The 24,947-nt window shown below is 68.0% G+C and carries 25 protein-coding genes, 1 pseudogene and 1 riboswitch; of the genes and pseudogenes, 14 read left to right on the forward strand and 12 right to left on the reverse strand.

Annotation, left to right across the window (positions count from 1 at the left end; genetic code table 11):
• Nucleotides 1-10: 10 nt before the first annotated feature.
• Nucleotides 11-208: a sulfur carrier protein ThiS gene (gene thiS, locus ACJH6J_RS23050; RefSeq protein WP_212807146.1), complete on the reverse strand. Its 198-nt coding sequence runs from the start codon at nucleotides 206-208 to the stop codon at nucleotides 11-13.
• Entirely contained in the window at nucleotides 202-1,236 is a 1,035-nt protein-coding gene (thiO, locus tag ACJH6J_RS23055; RefSeq protein WP_406804565.1) for a glycine oxidase ThiO, read from the reverse strand. Before thiO ends, thiS begins: the two co-directional genes overlap by 7 nt.
• Nucleotides 1,204-1,314, reverse strand: a riboswitch (TPP riboswitch). It overlaps the preceding gene by 33 nt.
• A gap of 25 nt (nucleotides 1,315-1,339) precedes the next feature.
• On the opposite strand from thiO, the gene thiE reads away from it, so the two are divergent.
• On the forward strand, nucleotides 1,340-2,011 hold the full coding sequence (thiE, locus tag ACJH6J_RS23060; RefSeq protein WP_318986974.1) for a thiamine phosphate synthase: 672 nt from the start codon (nucleotides 1,340-1,342) through the stop codon (nucleotides 2,009-2,011).
• Here the strand turns inward: thiE and ACJH6J_RS23065 are convergent.
• Nucleotides 2,001-2,486, reverse strand: a complete 486-nt coding sequence (locus tag ACJH6J_RS23065; RefSeq protein ID WP_212807149.1) for an NUDIX hydrolase — start codon at nucleotides 2,484-2,486, stop codon at nucleotides 2,001-2,003. The genes thiE and ACJH6J_RS23065 overlap by 11 nt on opposite strands.
• A gap of 142 nt (nucleotides 2,487-2,628) precedes the next feature.
• Between ACJH6J_RS23065 and ACJH6J_RS23070 the strand changes: the two genes are divergently transcribed.
• Genes ACJH6J_RS23070 through ACJH6J_RS23080 form a run of 3 tightly spaced genes read left to right on the forward strand, consistent with a single transcriptional unit; the run spans nucleotide 2,629 to nucleotide 7,195 of the window.
• Nucleotides 2,629-3,945 (forward strand): hypothetical protein, encoded by a 1,317-nt coding sequence (locus ACJH6J_RS23070; protein WP_212807150.1) that lies wholly within the window; start codon nucleotides 2,629-2,631, stop codon nucleotides 3,943-3,945.
• Nucleotides 3,946-3,953: 8 nt separating this feature from the next.
• On the forward strand, nucleotides 3,954-4,907 hold the full coding sequence (locus tag ACJH6J_RS23075) for a transporter substrate-binding domain-containing protein (protein WP_371824490.1): 954 nt from the start codon (nucleotides 3,954-3,956) through the stop codon (nucleotides 4,905-4,907).
• Nucleotides 4,907-7,195, forward strand: coding sequence for a serine/threonine-protein kinase PknG (locus tag ACJH6J_RS23080; RefSeq protein ID WP_212807152.1), 2,289 nt, complete (start codon nucleotides 4,907-4,909; stop codon nucleotides 7,193-7,195). The genes ACJH6J_RS23075 and ACJH6J_RS23080 overlap by 1 nt, the downstream gene beginning before the upstream one ends.
• Nucleotides 7,196-7,230: 35 nt before the next feature.
• On the opposite strand, the gene ACJH6J_RS23085 is transcribed toward ACJH6J_RS23080, so the two are convergent.
• The 4 genes from ACJH6J_RS23085 to fgd form a co-directional block, all read right to left on the reverse strand.
• Nucleotides 7,231-8,031: a cytochrome c oxidase assembly protein gene (locus ACJH6J_RS23085; RefSeq protein WP_406804575.1), complete on the reverse strand. Its 801-nt coding sequence runs from the start codon at nucleotides 8,029-8,031 to the stop codon at nucleotides 7,231-7,233.
• Nucleotides 8,032-8,111: 80 nt separating this feature from the next.
• Nucleotides 8,112-9,236 (reverse strand): acetate kinase, encoded by a 1,125-nt coding sequence (locus ACJH6J_RS23090; protein WP_346415985.1) that lies wholly within the window; start codon nucleotides 9,234-9,236, stop codon nucleotides 8,112-8,114.
• Nucleotides 9,233-11,302 carry a phosphate acetyltransferase gene (gene pta, locus ACJH6J_RS23095; RefSeq protein ID WP_135356046.1) on the reverse strand — a complete coding sequence of 690 codons (2,070 nt, stop codon included), beginning with the start codon at nucleotides 11,300-11,302 and terminating at the stop codon, nucleotides 9,233-9,235. The genes ACJH6J_RS23090 and pta overlap by 4 nt, the downstream gene beginning before the upstream one ends.
• A gap of 30 nt (nucleotides 11,303-11,332) precedes the next feature.
• Complete coding sequence (gene fgd, locus ACJH6J_RS23100) at nucleotides 11,333-12,343, reverse strand: glucose-6-phosphate dehydrogenase (coenzyme-F420) (RefSeq protein ID WP_406804566.1); 1,011 nt, start codon at nucleotides 12,341-12,343, stop codon at nucleotides 11,333-11,335.
• Nucleotides 12,344-12,403: 60 nt separating this feature from the next.
• Here fgd and ACJH6J_RS23105 point away from each other — a divergent pair, with 60 nt between their 5' ends.
• Nucleotides 12,404-13,141 (forward strand): MBL fold metallo-hydrolase, encoded by a 738-nt coding sequence (locus ACJH6J_RS23105; protein ID WP_406775271.1) that lies wholly within the window; start codon nucleotides 12,404-12,406, stop codon nucleotides 13,139-13,141.
• Nucleotides 13,142-13,153: 12 nt separating this feature from the next.
• Here ACJH6J_RS23105 and ACJH6J_RS23110 read toward each other — a convergent pair whose 3' ends face one another.
• On the reverse strand, nucleotides 13,154-13,471 hold the full coding sequence (locus ACJH6J_RS23110; RefSeq protein WP_135356045.1) for a hypothetical protein: 318 nt from the start codon (nucleotides 13,469-13,471) through the stop codon (nucleotides 13,154-13,156).
• A gap of 182 nt (nucleotides 13,472-13,653) precedes the next feature.
• Between ACJH6J_RS23110 and ACJH6J_RS23115 the strand changes: the two genes are divergently transcribed.
• Nucleotides 13,654-14,376: a hypothetical protein gene (locus tag ACJH6J_RS23115; protein WP_226519744.1), complete on the forward strand. Its 723-nt coding sequence runs from the start codon at nucleotides 13,654-13,656 to the stop codon at nucleotides 14,374-14,376.
• A 9-nt stretch (nucleotides 14,377-14,385) separates the two neighbouring features.
• On the opposite strand, the gene ACJH6J_RS23120 is transcribed toward ACJH6J_RS23115, so the two are convergent.
• Complete coding sequence (locus ACJH6J_RS23120) at nucleotides 14,386-15,594, reverse strand: FAD-dependent oxidoreductase (RefSeq protein ID WP_082762307.1); 1,209 nt, start codon at nucleotides 15,592-15,594, stop codon at nucleotides 14,386-14,388.
• 76 nt (nucleotides 15,595-15,670) lie between these two features.
• On the opposite strand from ACJH6J_RS23120, the gene ACJH6J_RS23125 reads away from it, so the two are divergent.
• Together ACJH6J_RS23125 and ACJH6J_RS23130 are read left to right on the forward strand one after the other, a co-directional pair.
• On the forward strand, nucleotides 15,671-16,525 hold the full coding sequence (locus ACJH6J_RS23125) for an SDR family oxidoreductase (RefSeq protein WP_060998982.1): 855 nt from the start codon (nucleotides 15,671-15,673) through the stop codon (nucleotides 16,523-16,525).
• A gap of 75 nt (nucleotides 16,526-16,600) precedes the next feature.
• On the forward strand, nucleotides 16,601-17,872 hold the full coding sequence (locus ACJH6J_RS23130; RefSeq protein ID WP_406804567.1) for an HNH endonuclease signature motif containing protein: 1,272 nt from the start codon (nucleotides 16,601-16,603) through the stop codon (nucleotides 17,870-17,872).
• 53 nt (nucleotides 17,873-17,925) lie between these two features.
• On the opposite strand, the gene ACJH6J_RS23135 is transcribed toward ACJH6J_RS23130, so the two are convergent.
• Nucleotides 17,926-18,369 (reverse strand): VOC family protein, encoded by a 444-nt coding sequence (locus ACJH6J_RS23135; protein ID WP_133427863.1) that lies wholly within the window; start codon nucleotides 18,367-18,369, stop codon nucleotides 17,926-17,928.
• Between the two features lie 128 nt (nucleotides 18,370-18,497).
• Here ACJH6J_RS23135 and ACJH6J_RS23140 point away from each other — a divergent pair, with 128 nt between their 5' ends.
• A complete protein-coding gene (locus ACJH6J_RS23140) occupies nucleotides 18,498-18,929 on the forward strand; it encodes a PaaI family thioesterase (RefSeq protein WP_061004523.1) in 432 nt (143 codons plus the stop codon).
• Between the two features lie 3 nt (nucleotides 18,930-18,932).
• Here the strand turns inward: ACJH6J_RS23140 and ACJH6J_RS23145 are convergent, their stop codons facing one another.
• Nucleotides 18,933-19,736, reverse strand: a complete 804-nt coding sequence (locus ACJH6J_RS23145; protein ID WP_406804568.1) for a helix-turn-helix domain-containing protein — start codon at nucleotides 19,734-19,736, stop codon at nucleotides 18,933-18,935.
• 105 nt (nucleotides 19,737-19,841) lie between these two features.
• On the opposite strand from ACJH6J_RS23145, the gene ACJH6J_RS23150 reads away from it, so the two are divergent.
• The 5 genes and pseudogenes from ACJH6J_RS23150 to ACJH6J_RS23170 all read left to right on the forward strand — a co-directional run.
• The gene (locus ACJH6J_RS23150; protein WP_061004527.1) at nucleotides 19,842-20,732 is read left to right on the forward strand and encodes an alpha/beta hydrolase; all 891 of its coding nucleotides are present in this window, start codon (nucleotides 19,842-19,844) and stop codon (nucleotides 20,730-20,732) included.
• Between the two features lie 12 nt (nucleotides 20,733-20,744).
• The gene (locus ACJH6J_RS23155) at nucleotides 20,745-21,584 is read left to right on the forward strand and encodes an MBL fold metallo-hydrolase (RefSeq protein ID WP_406804569.1); all 840 of its coding nucleotides are present in this window, start codon (nucleotides 20,745-20,747) and stop codon (nucleotides 21,582-21,584) included.
• Nucleotides 21,585-21,597: 13 nt separating this feature from the next.
• The gene (locus tag ACJH6J_RS23160; RefSeq protein ID WP_406804570.1) at nucleotides 21,598-22,308 is read left to right on the forward strand and encodes a flavin reductase family protein; all 711 of its coding nucleotides are present in this window, start codon (nucleotides 21,598-21,600) and stop codon (nucleotides 22,306-22,308) included.
• Nucleotides 22,305-22,700, forward strand: coding sequence for a nuclear transport factor 2 family protein (locus ACJH6J_RS23165; RefSeq protein WP_406804571.1), 396 nt, complete (start codon nucleotides 22,305-22,307; stop codon nucleotides 22,698-22,700). Before ACJH6J_RS23160 ends, ACJH6J_RS23165 begins: the two co-directional genes overlap by 4 nt.
• Before the next feature lie 136 nt (nucleotides 22,701-22,836).
• Nucleotides 22,837-23,799 (forward strand): annotated as a pseudogene (locus tag ACJH6J_RS23170) (YbfB/YjiJ family MFS transporter); the annotation flags it as partial.
• Between the two features lie 39 nt (nucleotides 23,800-23,838).
• Here ACJH6J_RS23170 and ACJH6J_RS23175 read toward each other — a convergent pair.
• A complete protein-coding gene (locus ACJH6J_RS23175) occupies nucleotides 23,839-24,765 on the reverse strand; it encodes a LysR family transcriptional regulator (RefSeq protein ID WP_406804572.1) in 927 nt (308 codons plus the stop codon).
• Nucleotides 24,766-24,947: the final 182 nt, after the last annotated feature.

Here is a 24,947-nt window from a genome sequence, read left to right on the forward strand (position 1 = left end):
CGTACAGACCTCAGCCACCTTGCACCGCCGTCACGACCTCGATCTTGGCGCCCTCGGCCACGACGTCGTCCCACTCCGACCGCGGCAGCACCGTCCAGTCGACGGCGACGGCGATGCCCTTGTCCGGAAAGCCCAGTGTGCCAATCAATTCGGCTACCGTGGTGCCTTCGCGAATCTCCACGCTCTCGTTGTTGACCGTGATCAGCACAGTGCCACCTTCTCTCTCGCATCGCCGGCCAGCAGTTCCGAAACCCGTTGCGCGGTCCACGCGGACAGCAGAAAACCGTTGCGACCGTGACCGGTGGCCGCCAGGGTCCGGTCATCGAGCCAGCCCACGATCGGCAGCCCGTCCGGAGTCATCGGCCGCAGTCCCGCAGCGCATTCGGCCAGTTCGTATTCACCGAGCGCGGGTATCACCGCGCAGGCGTCATCAAGAATGTCCCGCACGCCGGTGACCGAAGGCGCGGTGTCGCGGCCGTGCTCGTACTGCGTGGCACCCGCGACCACACCGTCCGCACGAGGCACCAGATACACCTGCCGGCCGTGCACCCGGGCGCGAATCACCCGCTGCGGCACCGGCATACAGCCCTTGCGCCACCGCAGCCGCAGAATCTCGCCCTTCACCGGACGCACCGGCAACCCGGGCCATAGCGCCGGGGCGTCGATGCCGTTGGCCAGCACGGTGATGTCGGCGTCGCGCGTCTCGTCCAGTGACTCCACCGGGCCGGCCCACTGCACACCCAGGCGGTCGCAGTGCGCGATCAGACCCTCGACGACCAGCCGGTTGTCGACGGCCAGTTCGGTCTCCGCCCGGAAGCCGTGCCGAATCCCCTGCGCCAGCAACGGTTCGACGTCGCGCGCGGCGGTGGTCACCGTGACGGGATGCCCCTGCGCCGCCAGCCATTCGGCGACGGTACGCACGTCGGCGGCATCTGCCCGGTCGACCGCCACCACCAGCGAGTCGCGGGCCGTCACCACGTCGTCGGGCAGGCCGTCGAGGAAGCCGTCGTGCCACAACGCCAAGGAGTCCAGACCCAGCTGCAACTGGTCCTGCTCCCCCGGCCAGCCCTCGGAGTGCGGCGCGAGCATGCCGCCGGCCACCCACGACGCACCGGGGTCGTCGGTCCGGTGCACGCGCACCGACCAGCCGTCCAGCGCGGCGCGGCGCGCCACGGCCAGACCGATGACGCCGCCGCCGACGACAGCAAGCATGTCCCTTCCTCCCTTCGCCGGCATGATCCGGATCAGGTGTGACGGTAAGGGCAGGCGACCCCACTCTCAGCCCCCGGTCCCGGGACTCCCGTGTTGCGGCGTCCACGGTAGTCGTTACCGTCGCGCTGTGTCTAAAGCCACCCAGCGTCTGCAGTCCGCGTCCCTCTATCTGTGCACCGACGCCCGCCGGGAGCGCGGTGACCTGGCCGAGTTCGCCGACGCGGCACTCGCCGGCGGCGTGGACATCATCCAGTTGCGCGACAAGGGCTCGGCCGGTGAGGCGCGGTTCGGCCCGCTCGAGGCCAAGCAGGAACTGGAAGCGCTCGAGGTGCTCGCCGACGCCGCCCGCCGGCACGGCGCGCTGTTCGCGGTGAACGACCGCGCCGACATCGCCCGCGGCGCGCACGCCGACGTGCTGCACCTGGGCCAGGACGATCTGCCGCTGCAGCTGGCCCGCGACATCGTCGGGCCCGATCCGTTGTTCGGCCGCTCGACGCACGACGAGCAGCAGCTGGCCGTCTCGGTGACCGAGGACGTCGACTACTTCTGCGTCGGCCCGTGTTGGCCGACGCCGACCAAGCCGGGCCGCACCGCGCCGGGGCTGGATCTGGTCCGGGCTGCGGCCGCGACCGGGACCGAGAAACCCTGGTTCGCCATCGGCGGCATCGACCTGGCGCGGGTCCCCGAGGTGGTGGCCGCCGGTGCGCGGCGCATCGTGGTGGTCCGGGCGATCACCGCGGCCGAGGACCCGGCCGCGGCGGCCCGGGCACTCAAGCAGGCGCTGCCGCTCACGAACTGAGCGGGATACCCGCCGTCACACTGCGCAGCTGTTCCCAGCTGGCGGCGAATCCGGGATGCAGCGGCAACGACGCGACGTCGTCCTCGGAGACCCACCGCAGTTCGACGCTCTCGCGGTTGGGCACCGTCTCGAGTTGTTCGGGCGCGTCGGCGATCACCGTGGTGTAGGTCCACACCTCGCCGAGCGCGATCGCGGTGACGACCGTGGTCCGGACCGTCAGCTGCTCGGCCCGCAGGCCGGCCTCTTCATAGGCCTCGCGGACCGCGGCCTCCTCGACGGTCTCGTGGCTGTCGCGCGCGCCACCCGGCAGTGCCCAGGTGCCGCCCTGATGGCTCCACGGCGCGCGGTACTGCAGCAGCACCGCCGCTCCGCCACCCGGCTGCGGCGCCCGCAGCAGAAGTCCGGCCGCGCCGTGGCGACCCCAGAAGTGGGAGCCGTCAGCCGCGAGCACCCATCCGTCACCGTCGCCCTGCACGAATCCCACAATAAGGACTCCGCGGAAGATTTGGGCACCGGGCCGACCGGGAATCCACCCCCTACACGCCGCAAGCTCTTAGACTTCTATTAAACGAGTTCGGCAGGGTCAACGGCTCAGGAAAGTTGAGGTCGGCGCACACGTGACGGTGGAGTTGGCGCACCCTTCAACCGAGCCCGTGGTGTCTCGGACTCCCGGGACCCCCACGCCCACCCGATGGTGGTTCATGTGGACCACGCCCGGCCGCATCCTGCTGATCGGATTGATGCTCGCCAGCCTGGTCCTCGCCTGCGCGTTCGCCACCTCGACCACGATCCACGCCCGCCAGCAGGCCCTGACCACGGTGCTCGACCACACCGAGCCGCTGGCGTTCGCGGCCGGCCAGCTCTACACCACACTGTCGATCGCCGACGCCGCCGCCGCCACGGCCTTCATCGCGGGCTCGGAGCCGGTGGATCTCCGGCAGCGCTACGAGCAGGCGATCACCGACGCCGCGGTCGCGGTCACCGCCGCGTCCAGCGGCCTGACCGACGAGCCCATGGTGAAGGTGCTCGGCCACATCAATGCCGAGCTGGCGGTCTACACCGGCCTCGTGGAGACGGCCCGGACCAACAACCGCGCAGGCAACCCGGTGGGTTCGTCGTACCTGTCGGAAGCGTCGTGGCTGATGCAGACGCAGATCCTGCCCGATGCCCAGCGGCTCTACGAGAACACGTCGGCGCGCGTGAACTCAGAGACCAGCGGCTCGTCGCAGGTGCCCGCGCCGGTGATCCTGGTGGTCGCCGCGACGCTGATGTTCGGCTTCTTCTCGAACCGCTGGCTGGCCCAGCACACCCGCCGGCGCGTCAACATCGGGTTCGTCGCCGGCGGCATGGCGGTGCTGATCATGATCATCTGGATCGGCGCGACCCTCATCATCTCGACCACGGACACCCGCCACGCCCGCAACGCGGCGGCATCGCTGCAAACCGTGACGAGCATGGCCATCACGGCGCAGCAGGCACGGGCGGACGAGACGCTGTCGCTGATCCGTCGCGGTGACGAGAGCGTCCGCAAGCAGTCCTACTACCGCCGCATCGACGGCCTCCAGCAGCAGCTGGCGGATTACCTGCGCCGCCCTGATGCGATCGGTAAGAAGGACCTGGAGGGCGCCGATCAGCTGATCCGCCGCTGGCGCGCCGCCGACGACCGGATCAACGCCTACATCTCCACCGGCAATTACCAGTCCGCCACCCAGGTGGCCCTGGGAACCAGCGAAGATGATTCGACACCGGCCTTCGACAAGCTCGACGAGGCGCTCTCCAAGGCCATCGACGAAAGCCGCAAGCAGCTGCGCAGCGACATCCTGAACGGACGCCAGGCCCTGTCCGGCGCGACGGTCGGCGCGGCGGCATTGAGCTTCGCCGCGGCACTCGCGGTGGCGCTCGGGCTGTGGCCGAGGTTGAGTGAATACCGATGAGTTTCACGATGCGTTCCCGGTTGGTCCCGGCGATGGTCGCGGTGTTGGTGGCGGCCGGCTGCGGCGAGGCCCCGCCCCCTGTCGCGCCGCAGAGCATCACCATCGCGCCGCCGACACCCGCGGGCATGCAGGTGCAGACGGCCGTTCCGGACCTCGGCCCGGAGGACAAGTCCGACTGCACCGCGAGCCTGCGGCCGTTCCCGACGCCCGAGGCCGCGGCGGCTGCCGTCACCAACATCAAGGACCGCGGCCGGCTGATAGTCGGGCTCGACATCGGCAGCAACCTGTTCGCGTTCCGCGATCCGATCACGGGGCAGATCACCGGATTCGACGTCGACATCGCCGGGGAGGTGGCACGCGACATCTTCGGCACGCCGTCACAGGTCGAGTACCGCATCCTGTCGGACAACGACCGCATCTCGGCACTGCAGCACAACCTCGTCGACATCGTCGTCAAGACCATGAGCATCACCTGCGAGCGCCGCAAGCTCGTCAACTTCTCGGCCGAGTACTTCTCCGCCAAGCAACGCATCCTCGCCACCCGCGGCTCCGACGTCCGCCGGCCCGCGGACCTGTCGGGCAAGCGGGTGTGCGTCGTGAAGGCCACCACCTCGAAGGCACGCCTGGAGCGCCTCACTCCGCCGCCGATCCTCGTGGAAGCGGTCACGTGGGCGGACTGCCTGGTGGCGTTGCAGCAGCGGCAGGCCGATGCCGTGTCGACCGATGACGCGATCCTGGCCGGTCTCGTGGCGCAGGATCCCTACCTGCACATCGTCGGCCCCAACATGGCCGAGGAGCCGTACGGCATCGGCATCAATCTCAACAACACCGGGCTGGTGCGGTTCGTCAACGGGACGTTGGAGCGCATTCGCCGCGACGGCACGTGGAACACGTTGTACCGCAAGTGGTTGACCGTGCTGGGCTCGACGCCGAATCCGCCCGTACCGAGGTACAGCGACTGATGTCCGACAGCGAAGCGACGACAGGCCCCGTCGATGAGGGCCCGGTGGACGCGGGCCCCGACACCGACCCCGGCACCCAGGCCGTCGAGGTGACGTGGGATTCGCTGGCCACGATGCGCCCCATGGGTACCCAGGCGGTTTTCCGGCCACTGTTCGACGACTCGACGAGCATCCCGGTGCCTGCTCCGCCCGAACGGGATTCGGCGCCGGCCAATGTCGCCACCGCGACCACCCGGGTCTCCCCCGTCCGGCGCCTGGGTGGCGGCCTGGTCGAGGTGCCGCGCGTGGTGGACCAGGACCCGCTCGCCGCGTTGATGACCGATCCCGTGGTGGCCGAGGCCAAACGGTTCTGCTGGTCCTGCGGCAAGCCGGTCGGCCGCTCCGAGAACGGCGAACCCGGCAAGTCGGAAGGCTCGTGCCCGCACTGCGGCGCCGCGTATTCGTTTCTGCCGCAACTGACCCCGGGCACCATGGTGGCCGACCAGTACGAGGTCAAGGGCTGCATCGCCCACGGCGGACTGGGCTGGATCTACCTGGCGCTCGACACCAACGTCAACAACCGGCCGGTGGTGCTCAAAGGCCTGGTGCACTCCGGCGATGCCGAGGCGCAGGCCATCGCCATGGCCGAGCGGCAGTTCCTGGCCGAGGTCACCCATCCGGCGATCGTGAAGATCTTCAACTTCGTCGAACACGCCGACAAGCACGGTGACCCGGTGGGTTACATCGTGATGGAGTACGTCGGCGGCACCTCGCTGAAGCAGGCCAAAGGCGCCAAACTGCCGGTGGCCCAGGCCATTGCGTACATGCTCGAGATCCTGCCGGCACTGGGCTACCTGCATTCGATCGGACTCGTCTACAACGACCTCAAACCCGAGAACATCATGCTGACCGAGGAGCAGCTCAAGCTCATCGACCTCGGTGCGGTGTCGCGCATCAACTCGTTCGGATTCCTCTACGGCACACCGGGTTACCAGGCGCCGGAGATCGTCCGCACCGGCCCGACGGTCGTCACCGACATCTACACCGTCGGCCGCACCCTCGCGGCCCTGACGCTGAACCTCAAGACCGAAAAGGGCCGCTACGTCGACGGGCTGCCCGAGGACGATCCGCTTCTTCTCCAATACGATTCGTTCGCCCGGTTGCTGCGCCGCGCGATCGACCCGGACCCACGCCGCCGGTTCGGCAGTGCCGAGGAGATGTCGGGGCAGCTGCTCGGCGTGCTGCGCGAGGTCGTCGCCCAGGACACCGGGACGCCGCGGCCGGGTCTGTCGTCGGTGTTCAGCCCGTCGCGCTCGACGTTCGGGGTCAACATGCTGGTGGCCCACACCGACGTCTACATCGACGGACAAGCGCATACCGAAAAGATCACGGCACCGGAGATTGTCCGGGCGCTGCAGGTGCCCCTCGTCGACCCGGCGGACGTCGGTGCCGCCGTGCTGTCGGCCAGCCTGCTGAGTCAGCCGGTGCAGACCCTGGATTCGCTGCGCGCGGCGCGCGAGGGCTCCCTCGACTCGGAGGGTGTGGACCTGTCCACGTCCGTCGAGCTGCCCCTGATGGAGGTGCGCGCACTGCTCGACCTCGGCGATGTGGCCAAGGCCAACCGGAAGCTGGAGAACCTGGCCGACCGGATCGGCTGGCACTGGCGGCTGGTGTGGTTCCGCGCGGTGGGCGAACTGCTGTCCGGCAACTACGAAGCCGCGACAAAGGATTTCACCGAGGTACTCAACACGTTGCCGGGCGAACTGGCCCCGAAAGTGGCATTGGCCGCCACCGCCGAACTGTCCGGACAGGAGGCCGAGCGGCCTTTCTATCGGACGGTGTGGAACACCGACAACGGCATCATCTCAGCCGGTTTCGGTCAGGCCCGGGCACAGGCGCTGGCCGGCGACCGGGAGGCCGCGGTGCACACTCTCGATGAAGTTCCGGCCACTTCAAGGCATTTCACGACGGCGCGACTGACCAGCGCCGTCACCCTGCTGTCGGCGCCGACCACCGCCGAGATCACCGAACGCCAAATCCGTGACGCCGCACGGCGAGTGGAGGCGTTGCCGGAAACCGAACCGCGTGTGCTGCAGATCCGGACACTGGTCCTCGGCACGGCTCTGGACTGGCTGGCCGACCACACCGCCAGTACCAATCACATCCTGGGTTTCCCGTTCACCGAACACGGTCTCCGTCTGGGTGTGGAGGCCTCCCTGCGCGGGCTGGCCCGCGTGGCGCCGACCAAGGCGCACCGCTACGCGCTGGTGGATCTGGCCAACAACGTGCGGCCGATCAGTACGTTCTAGGTTGGCGTTGCACAGCAGCGTGATCGGGCGCCGGGTCAGCGGTAACGGTCACGCAGCTGCGGATCGTTCTGCCACCAGAGTCCGCTCGACGGCGCCTCGAGTTCTGGCTCGGGAGCGTCCAATTCGGCATCGACCTCAGCCGCCTTGCGTCGTTCGTCAGAGCCCAGGGCGCGCATCAGCAGCAGGATGAACGGCACGCCGACGACGTCGCCCAGAATCCACAGGATTCCGGCACCGTAGCTCTGGTCCTGGCGGATGGTCGGTCCGAAGTCGCGGTGCAGGCCGGCGTAGTAGTCGTGGGCGATCACCGGGCCCAGCCACAACACCAGTCCGAGAATGCCGTCACCGAGCCCTTCGGCCACGCTGATCCCGATGGACAGCAGCGGCGGGTAGCGCCGCGGCACCGGGTCGACCTGCAGGCGGGCGTAGAAGTAGCCGAACCCGATGCCCAGCAGGACAATTCGCGTCAGCGACGCGAGCGGACCGGTCATCGAGGCGACGTACCACGGCGTCAGATACAGCAGCCACGGCGTCACCAGCATCAGCACCGAGGTCACCGGCGGTGACAGGAGTACGCGCGCGACAACGGAATTCAGCACCGGGTCGAGTACTGCGCCCACCGTCGACACCGGCCGGCTCAGCGCCAGGAAGAACGGCACCACGTACAGCAGGAGCAGGACCTGCAGCGCGCGTACCCAGAACAGCAACGGCGCATAGACCGCGACGGCGCCGAGGGTCGCCACCGCCCAGACCGCGATGGCGATGCCGAAGCACCACCGCTGGGCCCGCGACATGCGTCGGCGCAGCCGCACCAGCGCACCGACGCCGAGCAGCATCAGCACCACGGCTACGGGGTCGAACGTCCCGGTCAGTAAGGGCACGAGCGCAAGCTACGCCCCCACCCTGGCAGGTTCCTTCAGTCCACCTGGCAGACGTCGGCGCAGGCCCGAGCGATGGCCAGTTCTTCATTGGTGGGAATGACCAGCACACTCACCGGCGAGGTGTCGGAGGAGATCCGCCGGGCGCCGCGGTTCGGGGAGAGGTTGCGCTCCTCGTCGACCTCGATACCGAGTGCCAACAACCCGGCCAGCGCATCGCGGCGGACCGCGGCGTCGTTCTCCCCCACCCCGGCGGTGAAGGTGATGACGTCGGCTCCACCCAGCAGCGCCAGGTATCCGCCGATGTACTTGCGCAGCCGGTGGATGTAGACGTCGTACGCCAGCTGGGCCGCACCGTCACCCGCATCCATCCGCTTGTGCAGCTCGCGGAAATCGGTGGCGCCACCCAACCCCGATACGCCCGAGTGGCGGTTCAGCAAGACGTCGATGTCCTCGACCGACATCCCGGCGGTGCGGGACAGGTACATGATGATGCCGGGGTCGACGTCGCCGGAGCGCGTCCCCATCACCAGACCCTCCATCGGCGTCATCCCCATCGAGGTGTCGATCGGCCGGCCACCGGCGATCGCCGACGCCGACGCGCCGTTACCCAGGTGCAGGACAATCTGATTCACCGATTCGAGGGGCAGGCCCAGGAACTGCGCGGCCTGCTCACTGACGTACTGATGCGACGTGCCGTGGAAGCCGTACCGGCGGATGTGCCACTTCTCGGCCACCTCCCGGTCGATCGCGTACTCGGCGGCGGCCGCGGGCAGGTCGTGGAAGAACGCCGTGTCGAACACCGCGACGTGCGGGACGTCGGGCAGCAGCTTGCGGGCCGCGTTGATGCCCAGCAGCCCCGGCGGATTGTGCAGCGGCGCCAGCGGGGCCAGCTCTTCGAGTTCGGCGACCAGCTCGTCGCCGATCAGGGTCGGCCGGTAGAACCGCCGGCCACCATGCACAACGCGGTGTCCGACGGCTGCGACCTCGTCAACCGAAACCCCGGCCGCGCTCACCGCATCGAAGACCTCCTGCAAGGCCTTCGGGTAGTCGTCCACCCGCTCGATCACGCCGTCGGCCAGCGACTCACCCGAAGCCGGTTGCACCAACCGGTATTTCACCGACGACGAGCCGCAGTTGAGTACCAGTACCGGCCCGCTCATTTCGCTCCTTGAGCCTGAATCGCCGTGATGGCAACGGTATTGACGATGTCCTCGACCAGCGCACCACGGGACAGGTCGTTCACCGGCTTGTTGAGCCCCTGCAGCACGGGGCCGATCGCGATGGCCCCGGCGCTGCGCTGCACGGCCTTGTAGGTGTTGTTGCCGGTGTTCAGGTCCGGGAAGATCAGCACCGTGGCACGGCCGGCGACCGGTGAATCCGGCATCTTGGTCGCGGCCACCGACGGCTCGACGGCGGCGTCGTACTGGATCGGCCCTTCGACCAACAGCTCCGGCGCCCGCGTGCGGACCAATTCCGTTGCCGCCCTGACCTTGTCGACGTCGGCGCCGGTCCCCGAATCGCCGGTCGAGTAGGACAGCATGGCCACACGCGGCTCGATGCCGAACTGCGCGGCGGTCTGCGCCGAGCTGATCGCGATGTCGGCCAGCTGCTCGGACGTCGGGTCCGGCACGATCGCGCAGTCGCCGTAGGCCAGCACCCGGTCGGCCAGGCACATCAGGAAGATGCTCGACACCGTCGAGATGTCCGGCGCGGTACGGATGATCTCGAATGCCGGCCGGACGGTGTGTGCGGTGGTGTGCGCCGCCCCGGACACCATGCCGTCGACCATGTTGTTGTGCACCAGCATGGTGCCGAAATACGAGACGTCGTGGATGATTTCGCGAGCCTGCTCGAGGGTCACGCCCTTCTTCTTGCGCAGCTCGGCGTACTGGGCCGCGAACTGGTCGCACAGCTCGCTGGTACGCGGATCGAGCACCACGGCGGCCGAGAGGTCCAGGCCCAGCTCGGCAGCCCGCGCCCGCACCGTCGGCTCGTCGCCGAGGATGGTCAGGTCGGCGACCGAGCGCGCGAGCAGCCGGCTCGCCGCCCGCAGAATCCGGTCGTCGTCGCCTTCGGGCAGCACGATGCGCCTGCGGTCCGCCCGGGCCCGATCCTGCAGCTGGTGCGTGAACATCTGCGGCGTGACGACCGACGGGATCGGGACCGCAAGCTGAGCAAGCAGATCCGCCACGTCGACATGCTCGTCCATGAGGGCCAGCGCGGTGTCGACCTTGCGCAGCGACGTGGCCGTCACCCGGCCCTTCGCCGTCGACGCGGCGCGGGCGGTGTCATACGTGCCCAGCTCGGTGGCCACGATGGGCAACCGCAGCCCCAGGCCCGCAACCAGTTTGGCGATCGATGGGTGCAACGGCAGGCCGCCGTTGAGGATGAGGCACGAGATCGACGGAAAGCCTTCCGCGGCATGGGCACTGGCGATGGCCAGCACCACATCGGAGCGGTCGCCCGGGGTGATGACGGCCATGGACTCGCGCAGCCGCTCCAGGCAGTGTTCGGCCGTCATGCCGGCGACCATCATTCCCATGACCTCGCGCGTCAGCAGCTCCTCGTCGCCGCTGATCAACGTGCCACCCACCGCGTCCCGCAGCTCCGCCACCGTCGGCGCCGCCAGCAGCGGCTCCTCGGGCAGCACATAGCTTTTCGGTGTGAACCGCTGCAGTGCGGTGGCCACGTCGGCGAGTTCGTCAGGGGCGCACCGGTTCGCGACGACCGCGGCGGTGTGCGCGTGCTGGGCCGCGAGCTCGGCCAGGCACAGCTCGACCACATGGGCCACCTCGCCGGGTGTGCGATCAGCGGCGCGTACCGAGAGCAACACGGGCGCACCGAGATTCACCGCGATGCGGGCATTCATCGACAACTCGCTGGGCGAGGCGACATCGGTGTAGTCGCTACCGACGATCACCACCGCACCGCACTTGTCCGCGACGCGGTGATAGCGATCGACGATGTCGGCGATCGCCGCATCGGGATCGTCGTGCAACTGCTGATAGGTGACCCCGGCGCAGTCGTCGTAGTCCAGGCCCGCGGTGCTGTGCGCGAGCAACAAATCGAGGATGTAGTCGCGGCCGGTCCCCGCACGCACGATCGGGCGGAACACCCCGACATTGGCGACCGTGGCCGCCAGCCGGTGCAACAGCCCCAGCGCAATGGTCGACTTGCCGGTGTCGCCTTCAGGTGAGGCGATGTAGATCGCGGTGGCGTCGGGCACGGCGATAAGCCTACCGAGCCCGGCCTTCCGTCACGCCAGCTTGCGCAGGCGAGGCTCAAGGTCGGTCTTGAACAGCTCCAGGAAGCGGCACTGGTCCTGCCGGGGGTCGTGGAACACCAGGTGGTTCAGGCCCCAGTCGACGTACTGCTTGACCTTCTCGACGGCCTCGTCCGGGTCGGACGCCACGATCCAGCGCTTGGCGACCTGCTCGATGGGCAGCGCGTCGGCGGCCGCTTCCATCTCGATCGGGTCGTCGATGGAGTGCTTCTGCTCGGCCGTCAGCGACAACGGCGCCCAGAACCGGGTGTTCTCCAGAGCCAGTTCGGGATCCGGGTCGTACGAGATCTTGATCTCGATCATCCGGTCGACGTCGTCGGGGTTCTTGCCCGCGGCCTCGGCGCCCTCGCGCATGGCGGGGATGAGCTTGTCCTTGTACAGCTCCTCGCCCTTGCCCGAGGTGCAGATGAACCCGTCGCCGGCACGGCCGGCGTACTTGGCCACCTGCGGCCCGCCCGCGGCGATGTAGATCGGGATACCACCCTCGGGCACGTCGTAGATCGAGGCACCCTTGGTCTTGTAGTACTCGCCCTCGAAGTCGACGCGGTCGCCGAGCCACAGCTCACGCATCAGGCGCACCGACTCACGCAGGCGCGCGTAGCGCTCCTTGAACTCGGGCCATTCGCCTTCATAGCCGGTGGCGATCTCGTTGAGCGCCTCACCGGTGCCGATGCCCAGGAAGATGCGGTCGGGGTACAGGCAGCCCATCGTGGCGAACGCCTGCGCGATGACGGCCGGGTTGTAACGGAACGTCGGGGTCAGCACCGAGGTGCCCAGGACCAGCCGCTCGGTGCGCTCGCCCACCGCGGTCATCCAGGCCAGGGAGAACGGTGCGTGGCCGCCGGTATGGCGCCACGGCTGGAAGTGATCACTGACGGTGGCGCTGTCCATGCCCGCCGCCTCGGCGGCCACCGCCAGCTCGACGAGTTCACGCGGCGCGAACTGCTCCGCCGACGCCTTGTATCCCAGCCTGAGTTCAGCCATGAGTCCCGTTCCTGTTCGTCGCCTCTGCAGTTCCTTTTCTACTCTGCCTACACTCGCCACATGGCGGCAGCCCTGAGCGCGATCACCGAAAATATTCACTTCGCCCAAACCGACCTGGTGAACTGGACCCTGGTCAGCGACGACAGCGGGGTGATCCTGATCGACGCGGGTTTTCCCGGCCAGCGCGATGACGTCCTGCGTTCACTGCGCGACCTGGGCTTCGAGGCCGGCGACGTACGGGCGATTCTGCTCACCCACGCGCACGTCGACCACCTCGGCGCAGCCATCTGGTTCGCCAAAACCCATGACACACCGGTGTTCTGCCACGGCGCCGAGGTCGGTCACGCCAAACGCGAATACCTGGAACAGGTTTCACCGGCCGACCTCCTGACGCGGGCCTGGAACCCGCGGTACCTGGCCTGGTCGATGCACATCGTCGGCAAGGGCGGGCTGGTGCGCGAGGGCATTCCGACCGCGCAGGCCCTCACCGAGGACGTCGCGGCGACGCTGCCGGGCAGTCCGCAGCTGATTCCCAGTCCAGGGCACACCGGCGGACACTGCTCCTACGTCTTCGGCGACGTGCTGGTGGCCGGCGACGCCGTCGTCACCGGTCACCCCCTCCTCACCAAGGGCGGCCCGCAGCTACTGCCTCACATCTTCAACCACGACGAGGCGGCGTGTGAACGCAGCCTGTCGGCGCTCGGTCTGCTGGACACCCAGGTGCTGCTGCCCGGCCACGGGCCCGCGTGGCGCGGCCCGGTGCGGGAGGCCGCTGAACTCGCTTTGCAGCGACGCTGACGCCGGTCGCCGTCACCCGCCGTGTTTGACCAGCTCCAGGAACAGCACGAACAACCCGGCCAGGAGCAGTCCGCCGGCCACGACGACCGCCGGCAGGAAGAGCATGTGATCGAGCTCTTCGTCGTCAAAAGTGTTGTTGCCCTGGGCGTCACGGTTGATCGGGCCGTAGAACACCTTGCCGAAAGTGGACCAGCGCACCGCGCGTGCGCGCCGACGATGCGGGTGATCCTGGGGCGTCCCGCCGATGTACGTGCGCGCCGCCATGCCGGCCCCCAACACCAGCACGGCGGCGACCAGCAGCAGACACCCGACGGCCCAACCGGTAAGCACAAATCAAGCGTATCCACCTGATCGGCGGAGCAACCCGGATTCCGCAGCGCTCGGTTGGGCAGCCGGCCCGATCCTGTCCCGCTCGGTACCAGGAAGATCGCGGCCTCCCACATGCCAATCCACCGAGGCAGGGTCGAGTGTGGACCGCCACCCGGCGGCCGCCGTCTTCAAAGGAGCACGCCATGTCCCTGCTGCACGAAGTCATCTCCGCATCCGGCGGCCAGGAGCGCTGGGAGCAGGTCAACCGCATCAAGATCCATCAGCTCATCGGCGGCGGACTGTGGGGACTCAAGGGCGTCGACGGCATTCTCGATGATTCGCGGGTGGAGATCAGTCCCAAGGACCAGCTCGCCTGGCACCACCCGCTGCCCGAGCCCGGGCTGCATTCCGCGTACAGCCCCGGCCGCGTCGTCATCGAAACCGATGGCGACTCGCCAAAGACTTTGGAAACATTGGATTCTCCTCGTGATTCCTTCGCCGGACACACCCTCGAGACGCCGTGGTCCACGCTGCAGCTGGCCTACTTCGCGGGCTACGCGATGTGGACGTACCTGTCCGAGCCGTCTTCGCTGACACTGCCCGGTGTCCACACCGAAGAGCTCGGCACGTGGCACGAGAACGGCCAGACGTGGCGCCGGCTCGGTGTGAAGTACCCCGATTCCATCGCCACCCACAGCACCCAGCAGACCCTCTACATCGATTCGGACGGCCTGATCCGGCGGCGCGACTACGACGTCGACATCGCCGGCGACTCCCCGGCCGCGCACTACTCGGACAACCACACCGAGTTCGACGGCATCGTGCTCCCGACCAAGCGCGTCGTCTACGTCCGCGACGCCGACGGGCAGCCCGTGCGCGACATGGTCACGGTGACCATCGACATCGACGACGTCACCGTCAGCTGACAGCGTCCGTCATGCCGAGTGGACGTCCGGGGTCCGCACGTGTTCGGGACGGAAACCGCGGCCGACGAGCAGCGGCGGAATGTATTGCAGCGGGCCCTTTCCCACGAATGACGGCACCTTGATCGGTGACAGGTCGCCGGCCAGGTTGGGTTCGATGAACTGGTTCTGCGCCAGCACCTGGCCGGCCTGGATGATGCGGGTCGGCAACTCGCGGCGGCGTTGCACCTTGGCCAGATCCGAGTCGGCGAGCAGGCCGTTACGCAGCGGACCGCACAGGATGTTGGCGGCGGCGACCGCGTCGGCCACCGCCAGGTTGATACCGACGCCGCCGGCCGGTGACATCGCGTGCGCGGCGTCGCCGATGCACAGCAGCCCCGACCGCCACCAGGTCTTGAGCCGGTCCACCCGCACATCGAGATGGCTGGTGTCGTCCCACGATTTGAGGTCCTCGACGTGCTCGCGCAGCTGCGGCCGTACAGACACGAGCCGGGCCTTGAAGTCGTCGAGTGAGCCGCCCTGCGGATTGGCGCCCTTCGGCATGAGGTACGCGACCTGCCAGTAGTCGCCGCGATAGATCATCGCCATCAACAGACCCTTGCGGATGATCCCGAACAGCTCCTGCGGATCGCCGGGGCGCCAGCCCAGCCGGAACCACAGCACATCCATGGGGCTGTGCGCGCTCGCCATGGGGAGCCCGGACGCGGCGCGCACCGCCGACTTACGGCCGTCGGCGGCCACCACCAGATCGGCGCGCACCTCCAGCTCGGGCGTGCGCACGCCGACGACGCGGCCGCCCTCGATGATCAGGTCGGTCACCTCCGCGTTGCGGATCAACCTGAATTCCGGGTAGGCGGAAGCCTTTTCCGCGAGGAAGTCCAGGAAGTCCCACTGTGGCATCAGCGCGATGTAGGGCTCGGGGAACCGCAGCGCCTTCAGGGCGCCGAAACTGCCGAACGTCCGCAGGGTGCCGTCGGCGTCCATGCAGACCCGGTTGATCTTGGTGTGCGGCAACTTCAGGAACTCGTCGATGAACCCCAGCTCGTGCATGATGCGCAACGTGGTGGGGTGGACGGTGTCGCCGCGAAAGTCGCGGAGGAAGTCGTTGTGCTTCTCCAGTACGACGACTTCGATGCCGGCGCGCGCCAGCAGCAGTGCATGCACCAGACCCGCAGGTCCACCACCGGCTACACAAACCTGAGTCCGCAGCGCGCGCGTCATGCCCCCGACAGTAGCCCGCCGGGTTGGCCAAATCAGGGCTTCATTTCAAAACTTGACACGTGTAAAGTTTGCGGCCATGGACAACATCCGCGGCAAGACCATCGCCATCACCGGAGCCGCACGAGGCATCGGTTACGCCACCGCCAAGGCCCTTCTCGCCCGCGGCGCGCGCGTCGTCATCGGCGACCGGGACGTCGCAGTACTCGAGTCGGCCGTCTCTGAGCTGGTCAAACTCGGTCCGGCCACCGGGTACCCGCTCGACGTCACCGACCGCGAGTCCTTCGAAGTGTTCCTGGACAAGGCCCGCAGCGACGGCGCCGGCCACCTCGACGTCCTGATCAACAACGCCGGCGTGATGCCGGTCGGCCCGTTCCTGAAGGAGACGGAACAGTCGATCCGGTCTTCCCTCGAAGTCAACGTCTACGGCGTCCTGACCGGCTGTCAGCTCGCGCTTCCCGAGATGGTCAGCCGCCGTAGCGGTCACATCATCAACATCGCCTCGCTCTCGGGCCTCATCCCGCTGCCCGGTCAGGTGGTTTACGTCGGGGCGAAGTACGCCGTCGTCGGCCTGTCCACGGCCCTGGCGGACGAGATGGCTCCCCACGGCGTCAACGTCTCGGTGATCATGCCGCCGTTCACCAACACAGAGCTGATCTCGGGCACCAAGTCCGGTGGCGCCATCAAGCCGGTGGAACCCGAGGACATCGCCGCCGCCATCATCAAGACCCTGGACAAGCCCAAGACCCACGTGTCGGTCCCGCCGCCGCTGCGCTTCACCGCGCAGCTGGCACAGCTGCTTCCGCCCAAGGGCCGCCGCGGGATGAACAAGGCGCTCGGGCTGGACACGGTCTTCCTGGAGTTCGACGCTGCCAAGCGCAAGAGCTACGAGGACCGGGCCCGGACCGCGCAGGGTGTCATCGAGAAGGACTGATCCGGCGTAGACCCGAGTTTCTCGCCCTGCTTCAGGGTGCGAAAACTTGTCGGACCCTTCTGCTTTGATGGTGTTATGTCCAGCACGGCAACGGCTTTCGAGGTTGAGGCGCCGTCGCCGTGTGAGCGTATGGATGCGTACTTCGCGGAGATCGGTGAGCTGACCGGTCAGCGCAACGCAATTGACGGCCGTCTGGTCGAGATCGTGGCCGAGATCGACCGCGACGGGCTGTGGGGCGCGACGGGCGCCCGGTCATTGCCGTCGTTGGTGGCGTGGAAAACCGGTGTGTCGCCGCGTAACGCGGAAGTGATGGTGGCGGTGGCGCACCGGATCGAGGAGTTCCCGCGGTGCGCTGAGGCGATGCGGGCGGGCCGGTTGTCGTTGGATCAGGTTGGGGTGGTCGCCGAGCATGCCGCCGACGGTTCGGATGAGCATTACGCCCAGTTTGCCGAGAGCGCCACGGTCACCCAGTTGCGGACTGCGGTGAAGTTGGAGCCGCGCCCCGAGCCCGAGCCGGAATCGGCGCCGGAGCCGGAGCGGTCGATCCGCAAGACCAGCCATGAGGACGGGTCGGCCACGTACAAGATCCGGCTGCCGAAGTTGGAGGCGGCGAAGTTCGATGCCGCGGTGGCGTCGCATCAGGATGCGTTGGTGGCGGACTGGAAACGCGACCACGAGAATTCAGAAACCGGTGACCCGGTGTCGGATGTGGTGCCGCCGTTCCCGAACCAGGTGGATGCGTTCATGAGCCTGATTGAGGCCGGCTGGGACAGCGATGTGGAACGTCGTCCGCATGGGCAGCACACCGCCGTGGTGGTGCACTTTGACCTCGAAAAGCGCGCGGCTGCATTGCATGTGGGGTCGGTGCTCACCGACGAGGAACGCCGGCTGTTGTTGTGCGATGCGACGTGCGAGGTGTGGCTGGAGCGCCATGGTCAGCCGATTGGCGCCGGGCGCAGCACCCGCACCATCAGCCGGCGGCTGCGCCGCGCGCTGGAACACCGCGACCGGTGCTGCCGGGTACCGGGGTGCGAGGCGACCCGCGGCTTGCACGCGCATCACATCATTCATTGGGAGAACGGCGGGGAAACCGAGCTGCACAACCTGGTGCTGGTGTGCCCGTATCACCACCGGTTGCATCACCAGCGGGTCATCACCATCACCGGCCCGGCTGATCGGCTGGTCGTCACCGATGCCGCGGGCCGCCAACTCGACGGCGGATCCCTGGCAAGGCCACCGACGACGCCCTTTCCTGATGTGCCGCCGTGCCCCGGACCGACCGGGGAACGCGCCCAATGGTGGTGGTACCAACCCTTCGAACCACCACCAACACCGCCGACCAACTGAGTGGTGCATCGAATTAACCTGGGCGCGAGTATCTTCCGTGTTTCCGCTGGCGACTATCGCCCCGGCAACCGCGTGGTGATCTCCTGCAGCACCCAACCGTTGCCGTCGGGATCCTCGAACGAGGCGTACGACGCGTAGCTGCGTCGCTCCGGGTCTGGACCGTCGACCCGGCCGGCCGTCCCGGCGCGGTGGAAGACACCACCCTCGTCGTGAAACACCTCGCTGACTGTGATGCCACGGCCAACGAGCTCAGCACGCGCCGCCACAACATCGTCGACCACCAGGTGCAGCCCGCCCACCGAGCCCGGCACCGCGTCAGAGACGCCGGTACCGAAGATGACCGAAGCACCGGAACCTGGTGGAGTCAATTGGATCACCCGGAAGTCCGCAGCGGTCTCGAAGTCGGCGTCCAGCCGCCAGCCCAACTTCTCGTAGAAGTCCTTGGCCCGGTCGACATCCGACACCGGCAGGACGGCGATCTCGAATTTCATATCCATGCCGGATCAAAGCACCCACCACCTCAGGAGAATTCCCGCCCACCCTGGGGCCACGGGGGCCAGGGTCGCCGGAATGAATACTGCGAACGTGGTGCTCACGTCAGCAGAACCCTGCGACAGGAGCAGTCATGCCAGAAACCACGACGCCCGGACCCACACTCAGTCTCGCCGAGCTCAACAACGGCAGCCCGTTCCTCACCGCGGCCGGGCTGCAAGTCACGGAGGCGACGGGCCGACTCGTCGTCGGCACCATCGAACTGGGCCCCGAGCACCACACGCCGTGGGGCGTCGTGCACGGCGGCGTCTACACGACCGCGGTGGAATCCGCGGCGAGCATCGGCGCCAGTGCGGCAGTGGCCGATCGCGGACAGTTCGCAGTCGGGGTACACAACAGCACAGACTTCGTGCGTTCCACCACCGGCGGGACGGCAACCGTCCGAGCCGTCCCGGTGCAGCAGGGCCGCACCCAGCAACTGTGGGACGTGACGATCACCGACGCGAACGGCAGCCTCCTCGCGCGCGGCAGCCTGCGCCTGCACAACCTCGACCTGCGGCGCTGACGCCTACAGATCCCGCAGCGCCTCAAGGGCTTTCGCGGAGTCGCTACCGGGGTCGGCACGGAATGTGATGACGTGCTGCCCACCCGAGTGCGGCAGGTTCAGTCGATTGCGATGCAAAAAGAGGTCACCGACCACCGGGTGGCGCATGTGGGTGACACCCGGCCGGTAACCGACGTCGGCCCGCCCCCAGAGCTCCCGGAATCGTGTACTGGCAGCAGACAATTCACCGACCATCCGCTGGAGATAGGGATCGTCGGGGTGATCACCCGTCACCTCGCGCAGACCACCTACCGCGATCTCCGTCGCCTCGTCCCAGTCGACGAAGAAATCCTGGGCCGCGGGATCCAGGAGCCGCCAGGCCAGGATGTTCTGTCCCGGCCGGAAACCGGGCGCCAGCGCACAGGCGAGATGGTTGGCGGCGAGCACCACCTGGTAGCGGTTGGCCACGAAAGCAGGCATCGGGAACTGATCGATCAGCTCGTCCAGCCCGTCGGCGGCCTGCTCCAATCCCGATTTCTCCCAACGGATTCCGGTGGGATTCGCCAGGCGGTACAGATATTCCGTGCCGTTGATGTCCAGCTGCAGCGCCCGCGCCAAGGCCTCGAGCACCTGCGGTGACGGATTCGTGTCGCGGCCCTGCTCGAGTCGCAGGTAGTAATCGGAGCTGATCCCGGCAAGCAGAGCCAGCTCTTCACGGCGCAGGCCGGCCACCCGGCGGCGGGAGCCGGCGATCAATCCGACATCCTCGGGGCGGATCTGTTCACGGCGAGACCGCAGGTAGTCGCCGAGCGCATTCCCCTTCACCATCGTCTGAGCCTAAACCTGGCCCTGCCAATACCAGGATCACCGCGGCGTTCCCACGGACCACGTTCCGGGCTGATCGTGGACATCAGCAGACGAGGAGCGTGGACCATGGAGCGACAGGACGTCGAATTCACCGCAGCCGACGGAGTGACGCTCCGCGGCTGGCTGTTCATTCCGGACGGCGCGGGACCGCACCCGGCGATCACGATGGCCCACGGCTTCGCCGGGGTGAAGGAACACGGGCTGACGCGGTTCGCCGAACTGTTCGCCGGCGCCGGGTTCGTCGTCCTGGTGCACGACCACCGCAGTTTCGGCGCCAGCGACGGGATGCCGCGCGGTGACGTCGACCCGTGGACGCAGGTCGCGGACTGGCGGCGCGCCATCTCGTTCCTGGAGAGCCACCCGTCGGTCGACCCGACGCGAATCGGCCTGTGGGGCACCAGTTATGCTGGTGGGCACGCCATCGTGCTGGGCGCCACCGACCGGCGGCTGCGGGCCGTCGTCGCGCAGGTCCCGACCATCAGCGGCTATCAGCAGAGCCTGCGGCGCGTCGCTCCCGAACACGTGGCGGCGCTGGAAGCCGCATTCATCGACGACGAGCGCCGCCAGTTCCGCGGCGAACCACCGGCTGTGCAGGCCGTCGTCGGTGCCGACCCGGCGGTGCCGGCCGCCTACCGGTCCGCGGAGGCCATCTCCTTCTACACCCAGCCGGTGCCGGACGGCGTGTGGGACAACACGATGACGGTGCGCTCGTCACGTGCGGCGCGCATGTACGAGCCGGGCACCTGGATCGCGCGCGTCTCGCCCACGCCGCTGCTCATGATCGTCGGACTGCGCGACACCGTCACCATGACCGATCTGGAACTCCACGCCTACGAGCAGGCGCTCGAACCCAAGAAGCTCGTCACCGTCGACGGCGGGCACTTCGCCGCCTACCTCGACCAGTTCCCGAAGGCCGGCGGCGCCGCCCGCGACTGGTTCACCGAACACCTCGCCTGAAAGGACCGCGTCATGACCACCCTGAATTACGACGTTCTGGTGCACGACGGACTGCGCCGCTACCGCGACCAGCGACTGCCCGACGGCAGCCCCATCGTGTCCTCCCCGGTGTCGTCCACGCTCATCTTCGGCGACCACGACGCCGTCCTCGTCGACCCGCCGTTCACCCACGAGCAGATCAGCCGCGTCGGCGACTGGATCGAGAACTCCGGCAGGCGGCTGACGGCGATCTACGCCACGCATGGCCACGGCGACCACTGGTTCGGCACCGATGTTCTGCTGCAACGCTTTCCCGGTGCCGTCGCCTACGCGACCGCCGGCACCATCGGCAAGATGCACGAGCAGGCCGTGGCGGGCCGCGCCCAGATGTGGGACGTCGACTTTCCCGGCATGATCCCACCGAGCCCCGTTGTCTACCAACAGGTTCCCCCCGACGGGTTCGAGTTGGAAGGTCAGCGCCTGGTGCCGATCGAGGTGGGCCACACCGATACCGACGACACCACCGTGCTGCACGTGCCGTCGATCGGCCTGGTCGTCGCCGGCGACGTCGCCTACAACGGCGTGCACCAGTACCTGCTGGAAAGCGATCACGGTGGCATCCGGTCGTGGTTGCAGGCCCTCAACCAGGTCGCCGCACTCCGGCCCCGCGCCGTGGTCGCAGGACACAAGAACAAGGACCTCCCCGACGATCCGGCGATCATCGACCAGACCCGCGACTACCTGCTCGACGCCCAGCGGCTGCTGGCCGGAAAGCCCAGTCCCCATGAGTTTTTCGACTACATGATCCGGCTGTATCCGGACCGGCTGAACATCGGGCCCGTCTGGTACAGCGCCCTGGCCCTCCTGTCCTGAAAGGCATTCCGTCATGGTCATCGACCCCACCGATCTCGATCCCACCTCGAGCTACAAACTGCTGATCGGCAGCGTCCTACCCCGGCCCATCGCCTGGGTCAGCACCGCCTCGACCGCAGGCGTCGGCAACATCGCGCCCATCTCGTTCTTCACCGTTGTCGGCCGCATGCCACCGATGCTGTCCATCAGCCTGCAGCCGCGGTCCGACGGCGTCACGCTGAAAGACACCTTCGTCAACATCCGCGACACAGGCGAGTTCGTCGTGAACATCGCGACGATCGACAATGCGGACACCGTGCATCGCTCGGCATTCGAATTCGACCATGACGTCGACGAATTCGAGGCGCTCGGTCTCCACAAGGCCGCGTCGGAGACCATCTCGGCACCGCGTATCGCCGAGGCCCCGATCTCGTTCGAGTGCGAGGTGAACCGCATCTTCGAGATGCCACCGCTGCCCGATCACGTCGTGTGGGGGCTGGTGAAGAAGATTCACATCCGCGACGAGCTCTACCTGCCGAACGGACGCATCGACGTCGGCGCGCTGGGCGCGTTCGGGCGCCTGGCCGCCGAATACTCGCTGATCGACAACATCTTCACGACGCCACTGCCCGACGACGTCGTCAAGACGCTCGGCACCCGGCGGGCCGGCCGCCTCGACGGCAGGCCGACCGACTTCTCCCCCATCGACACCGCCGCCTGGTCCGCCTCCGGAGCGACGAAATGAGCGGCTGGCAGGACGGTTTCGCACAGCTATCCCGGACCACGTTCGCCGCGGAATTCGCCGACGACATCGTGCTGGATGCCACCGCCCTGATGGCGCCCATCCGGGGCCGAGAACTCGTCGCCACGGTGATGGCCACTGCGAGTTCGATCTATGAGACGTTGGAGTTCACGGACTCCGCGCACGCCGGGTCGACCAGCTACCTGCAGTGGCGAGCAACGGCTTTCGGTGGCATGGAGATCCGCGGCGTCACCATCCTCGACCGCGATGGCGACGGGAAGGTGACCGGTGCGGCGATCCACCACCGGCCACTGCCGATGGTTTTGCGGTTCTCGGCCGAGCTGAGAGACCGGCTATCCGGTGTCCTCTCCGGCGAGCACTTCGTCGCGCCATGAGTCGCGTGTGAGGCAATTCCTCACAGCTGCAAGGAGACAGGTCGTGGCGGGTGACGCCGCCGCCCACGCACCATGAGGCATGCCCAAGTCCGCCTGGCTCTCGATCGCCCGCGCCGCGGCAGCCCTGGCCGCGGCGATGGGCATCGGCCGCTTCGCCTACACGCCGATCCTGCCGCTGATGACGGCCGACGCCGGCCTCACCGCGCAGACCGCAGGGCAGCTGGCCACCGCCAACTACGTCGGCTACCTGATCGGCGCGGTGGGCGCCGCGGCCTCGCCACGGCTGGCCCGCTCCGTGCTCGCGTGCCGGGTGTCGTTGGCGATCCTGGTCGCGACGCTCGCGGCAATGGCGCTCAGCACCAACGTCATCGAGTGGGGCGCCCTACGGCTGGTTGCCGGCATCGCCAGCGCACTGGTCTTCGTGATCGCCGTCAACACCCTGATGGATCACGGTCATCCGGCCCACCACGCCGGCTGGGCGTTCAGCGGCGTCGGTATCGGCATCGCGTTGTCCGCGGCCCTGCCCGCCACGAAAGACTGGCAGGTCGCCTGGTGGGCGGCGACGGCCTTGGCCGCACTGCTCAGCGCGTTCGCCTGGCACATGCGCCCCGGGACCTCCGGCGACACACCGAAAGTCCGTGCAGACCAACAGCGCAGCGCCCGTGGTCCGCTGGTGCTGCTGATGGCGAGCTACACACTCGAAGGCGTCGGCTACATCATCGCCGGCACGTTCCTGGTCGCCGCGGTTGCGCAGCAGTCACCGGGCGGGCTCGGCAGTGCGGTGTGGCTGTTGGTCGGCCTGGCCGCCGCACCGTCGGCTGCGTTGTGGGCGCGGTTCACCGGTCGCTTCCCCTATCCGGCGCTGCTCGTCGCGGCGTTGTTGCTGCAAGCTGCCGGAATCGCCTGGGCGGGAACGGGGAACAGCGTTGCCGCACTCGCCGGGGCGGTGCTGTTCGGCGGCACGTTCATCGGCATCAGCACCCTGGCGCTCGCCGCCGGCCGCGCGTTGCAGTTCCCGGGCGCCGTCGCACTGTTGACGACGGGATACTCCGTCGGCCAGATCGTCGGGCCCGTCGCGGTGGCACCCCTGCTGCACAACGGTTTTCAGCAGGCGTTGCTCGCCGGTGCCGCCGTCGTGCTACTGGCGGCCCTCGCCGCGCTGTTGATGTGGATCAGTGGGCGGCAACCACGCCGCGTCGTCGATCCCGACGGCGGCGTCCCGCGTGAGCGCGTCGACGACAGCGTGCACGGCAGGGTTGTCTTCTCCCCGCCGCCACACCAGTGACCAGGTCCACAGCGGAGTCGGTTGAATCACCGGACGGCGCACCAGGTCTCGCGGCAGGGCGTCGGTCTGCCCCCTGGGGTTGTTGAGCACCGGACGGCCCAGCTGGCGGACATGCTCGAAGAACGTCGGGCCTGTGACGCCGCCGTCGTCGGTGCGCATCACCCGGGCACCGGTGTCGGCGGCGAACTGCTCACCGTAGCGGTTCCACGACTCCCAACTCGCCGTGTCCGAATCCACCAGCACCAGTGTGTCTTTCGCCGGCACGGGAGAGTCGTCGGCGCCGACGCACAGCGCGAAGAGCCGGTCCACCCCCATCAGCCGGGCTTCCAGTTCGAGGTCCTCCAGGTCACCGGTCTGCACCCAGCAGATGGCCAGATCGAGGATGCCCTCGGCAACCCGGGCCGCCTGCGCGTGCGACGGCGTCACCCACGTGTCGACGCGCAGCTGCGCGACACCGGCCGCGCGCTCGGCCAGGTCGGTCGGGCACCAGTTGACGTAGCCGATCCGGATCGGTTCGGAGTTCGACAAACCGATTGCCCGCCTGCGTAATTCATCGGCCTGCGCCACCAGGGACCGGGCGTGCGGCAACAGCGACGCGCCTGCCGCGGTCAGGCGCACCGATCGCCGGTCCCGGTCGAACAGCTCCACCTTGAGGTCACGCTCGAGTGCCTTGATCTGCTGGGACAGTGACGGCCCGGCGATACGCAGCCGTTTGGCGGCACGCCCGAAATTCAGCTCATCGGCAACGGCGACGAAGTACCGAAGTTGCCGCAGCTCCATGTCGACAGCGTAGTAGGCAGAGCCTCTCAGCAGGAAGCGAACAGGTCCCGTGGCAGCGGCATCGATGTGGGCCGGCCGAGGTTGTGATGGGCAGCAACGTCAACCGAAAGGACTCTCAATGAGCCTGTCAAGCCGCCGCAGTGGTGATCTGAGGCGTGTTGGGCTGCCAGGTTCTGTTGTCG

The organism is Mycobacterium sp. SMC-18, from assembly GCF_045310895.1.
Taxonomy (GTDB): Bacteria; Actinomycetota; Actinomycetes; order Mycobacteriales; family Mycobacteriaceae; genus Mycobacterium.